Here is a 3,911-nt window from a genome sequence, read left to right on the forward strand (position 1 = left end):
CGTAGATGTCCTTGCGGGCACCGACGTCGACGCCCTGGGTTGGGTCGTCGAGCAAGAGCACCCGGGTCCGGGCAACGTCGTTCACCCAGCGTCCGAGCAGGACTTTTTGCTGGTTCCCGCCGCTGAATCTGCCTGCGGGAAGCGTCGATGACATCGGGCGCAAGGAGAGCCAGTGAGCGACACGATCAAAAACGCCGCGTTCCGATGTCTGGGACCGGAACCCGAAGCGGGCTACCTTCGGTGCAACGCCGACGACGGTGTTATCGAGTGCAGACAAGGTGCCGAATAGCCCCTCCCGCGCCCGGTCTCCCGGCACCAGGGCGATTCCTCCCCTTAGAGCGGTGAGCGGACTGTCTGCCTTCCGGGGAACTCCGTCGACGCTGACTGTGCCCCCTGTCCGACGGATTCGCCCGAAGAGCGTGTTCAGGAACCGGGTGCGCCCGGACCCTATCAGTCCATAACAGGCGACAATCTCGCCTGCGGCGACCGTAACGTCGATCGGACCGAGGCCCGGTGACATCAGGCCCCGCACAGCGAGTGCCGGGGTGCGGTCCAGCCGGGGCGGGACAGGGCGGTCATGCGCGGCGCCCTGACCATCGCTAATGGCGTCAACAAGGGCCTCTTGTGTGATGTCCTTGCCCCGCGCGCTCCAGACGGCCTTGCCATTGCGGAGCACGGTGGCCGCATCCGCCAGTTTGAGCACCTCGCCCAGGAGGTGAGTCACGTAGAGGATCGCGATGCCCCGGTTGGCGAGATCACGAACGAGGTCACCGAGGCGGTCGGATTCCTCCCGGGAGAGTGCCGCCGTCGGTTCGTCGAGAATCAGCAGCCGAGCGTCCCGTTGGAGGGCTTTGGCGATCTCGACCATTTGGCGTTGACCGATGGGAAGCGCCCGCACCTGCATATCCGGGTCGATGCCGTGAGCACCCACCCGTTCGAGAGCGGCCCGGGCCAACTCGCGCTGGCCACGTCGGTCAACGAATCCCGCCCGGGTGCGTTCCTGGCCAATGAAGAGATTCTCGGCCACGGTCAGTCCATCGATCACAGTGAGGTGCTGGTAGATGACGGCAACTCCCGCCGCGATCGATTCACGGGGGGTGAGACTGTCATAGGTGCGACCGTCGAGCTCGATCGTCCCGGCGCTCGGGTGGATCCCGCCGCCCAGGCATTTGATGACTGTGGACTTGCCTGCTCCGTTGTGCCCGAGGAGGGCATGCACTTCCCCATCGGGAATGGTGAGCGTCACGTCGTCGAGCGCCAGAGTGGCACCGTATCGCTTGGTGAGCCCGCGAACCGATGCGGCCATTGAGTCTCCTTAGATGAGGGGTGGGGCGGACGGAGTGCCGGGCGCGCGTTACGCGCCCGGCACGTGGTCAGCCGCCCAGTTCGGCGATGTAGTCCGGGAGTTCGGGAGTGTCCTTGGTGACTACGGTCACGGGGATGTCGACGCTGGCGTCAGTCTCCCCCTCACCAAGTGCCACCGGAATGTCAATCACGTTCATGACCAGCTCACTCAGCGAGAAGTACGTGGCTGCGCGGAAGAACTTGCCCTCCTGCATCTTCTGAAGTCCGAACAGATTGGGGTCGAGACCGCCAACATAGGTCTCCGGGTCATCCTCTGCGCGGCCGGAAGCGACGAGCGCCTGATAGGCTCCCTGCGCTGCATCGCCGACGGCCGAAACCACGACGTTGGCATCCGGGTGCTGCGCGAGCAGGGATGTGGTGACCGAGAGTCCGTCCTCGGGGGTCACAGCCTGCTGCTCGGCTACGATCTGCAGGTCTGGACCCGCCTCTTTGAGCCCTTCCATCAGGCCTTGAGTGCGCTCGATGCCGATCTGCCGCTCTGTCTCATTCAGAACGATCACCTTGGCGTCCGGGCCGACATTCTCGAGGGCCCACTCGGCCGCGTTCTGTCCCAGCTGATACCCGGAGTCATAGAAGCTGAACTGCAGCGTCGCGTCCTGGTTCTCCATATCACCGCCATAGGTGACCCAGTACTTGCCTTCATCCTGATACTGCTGTGCGATGCTCTCCAGGCTTGCCGGGTCAACGGGGAAGGAGACGACGGCGTCTACATCGCTTGTGAGGTAGGAGTTGAGCTGGCTGACCTGTTTCTGCAGGTCCATCTCGTCATTGGTGAAGACCACTTCGACGCCCTGCTCCGCGGCTCGTTCCTCGACGATGCCCGCGATGGCACCGTACACAGGCAGCGCCGTGAACGGGTAGTCGAACAGGATTTTGTCGACCGTGCCGCGTTCGACGGGCTCAGCCGCAGGGTCGCTTTCAGTGGTGGTGCCGCAGCCGACGAGAACGAGTGCCGTGGCACTGGTCGTCGCTACCGCCGCGAACAATCTGCTGGTACGCATGTGCTGTTCTCCTCGGTGTATCTGTGATTGGTGCAGGGACGGTGATGGGTGGTCAGTCACGGGTAAAGACCTTGCGGCCGGCAAACCACGTCTCGACTGCGTGCGTCTCGACGATGCGTTCACTCGGCACTGCGAAGGGGTCCTGGTTGAGCACTGCGAAATCCGCGGACTTGCCGACGGCGAGGGAACCGGTCACGTCATCCAATCCCATGGCTTTCGCGCCGTTGATAGTGAAGATTTCGAGAGCTTCCTCGAGCGTGACCGCTTGCTCAATCCACAGCGTGCCGGGTGCACGTCCGAGCGGGTCCGCTCGCGTCACGAGGCCCTGGATACCCTCCCACGGGTTCGGCGACACGCTGACGGGCCAGTCGGATCCGCCCGCCACCAGCACGCCCAGATCGAGAAGATCCCGGTTGGGCTGCAGCTGCCGGGCCTGCTCGGCGGGCCGGACGGTGGCGATCGCGTCGGGGATAACGCCGGGGAACCAGAGGTAAGGCGATATGTCAGCCGCCACGCTGAGCGAGGCGAAACGAGGCCGGTCGTCCGGGTGCACAAACTGGCCGTGGGCGATGTGGTACTTCAGTTCGGAGTATCCGGCGGCGCGAACGGCTTCGATGGCGTCCAGTGCCACCCGCACCGATGCATCTCCAGTGCAGTGAATCTTTGCCCCGAGCCCGCGCGCCGCCGTTCGGAGCAGCCAGGACTCCAGCTCGGCGGGTTCCATCGTTGTCACTCCGCAGTGCTCGTGACCGTGCTCGGGAGTCTCCAGGTAGGGGGTGAGGAAGGCGCCGGTATAGGTCGGCGGTACCCCGTCCAGGGCAACCTTGACGAAGTCGGGGCGGTGGTGCGCAGTGCGGAACTCCTCGCCACGTTCGACGAGCTCGTCTCCAAAGGGAGTGTTGGCGAAAAGGAATCCCGAAGACAACATGCAGGAGGAAACCCACGCGTGGAGGTCTCCCGCCTCATCGAGGTCGCGCAACGCTCCCATGATTTCGACGGTCGCCGCAGCATCCTGGAAGGCAGTGATTCCGAAGGAGTGCAGGATTTCCAGGGCGCGCTGACTGGCATCGCGATACCGCTGGGGTGTGCGCTGCAGTCCGGCATCCACAGCTTCCGTGAGGGCGATCGTCGCGGATTCGAGCAGCAAACCCGTGGGCTCCCCCGTTTCCGGGTCGCGGACGATGTGGCCTTGGTCAGGATCGGGCGTTTCGGCCGTGATTCCGGCAAGCTCAAGTGCACGGGTGTTTGCGAAACGGTTGTGGTGGCTGTCATCAGTGAGTGCGACGGGGCGTCCGCCGGCCGCCTCGTCGAGGCGCTGTCGGGCGGAGACGTGGGAGAAGTCCTTGATGAGCACGCTTCCGAATGCCTCGCCGATCACCCACGCGTCGGGTTCCAGGTCGGCGGCGTACGTGCGCACAGCGTCGACGACCTCATCGAAGGTGGCAGTCGGTGAAAATGCCAACTGGTACAGATCGGCCTCTCCTGCCATCAGGTGGTGATTGTGGACGTCGACGAGACCGGGGATGACGGTCGCGCCGCCCAAAT

The 3,911-nt window shown here is 64.4% G+C and carries 3 protein-coding genes; all 3 read right to left on the reverse strand.

Translation table 11 applies throughout. From position 1 onward, the window contains the following. Positions 1-1,306, reverse strand: a 1,306-nt coding sequence (locus tag RIF85_RS15035) for a sugar ABC transporter ATP-binding protein (RefSeq protein ID WP_309072711.1), incomplete at its 3' end; no start/stop codon positions are given. A 67-nt stretch (positions 1,307-1,373) separates the two neighbouring features. After that, positions 1,374-2,366, reverse strand: coding sequence for a sugar ABC transporter substrate-binding protein (locus RIF85_RS15040; protein WP_309072712.1), 993 nt, complete (start codon positions 2,364-2,366; stop codon positions 1,374-1,376). A 52-nt stretch (positions 2,367-2,418) separates the two neighbouring features. Then, positions 2,419-3,911: amidohydrolase family protein (locus RIF85_RS15045; protein ID WP_309072713.1), on the reverse strand; the 1,493-nt coding region annotated here is incomplete at its 5' end.

This window comes from Arthrobacter sp., from assembly GCF_031179385.1.
GTDB lineage: Bacteria > Actinomycetota > Actinomycetes > Actinomycetales > Micrococcaceae > Arthrobacter_D.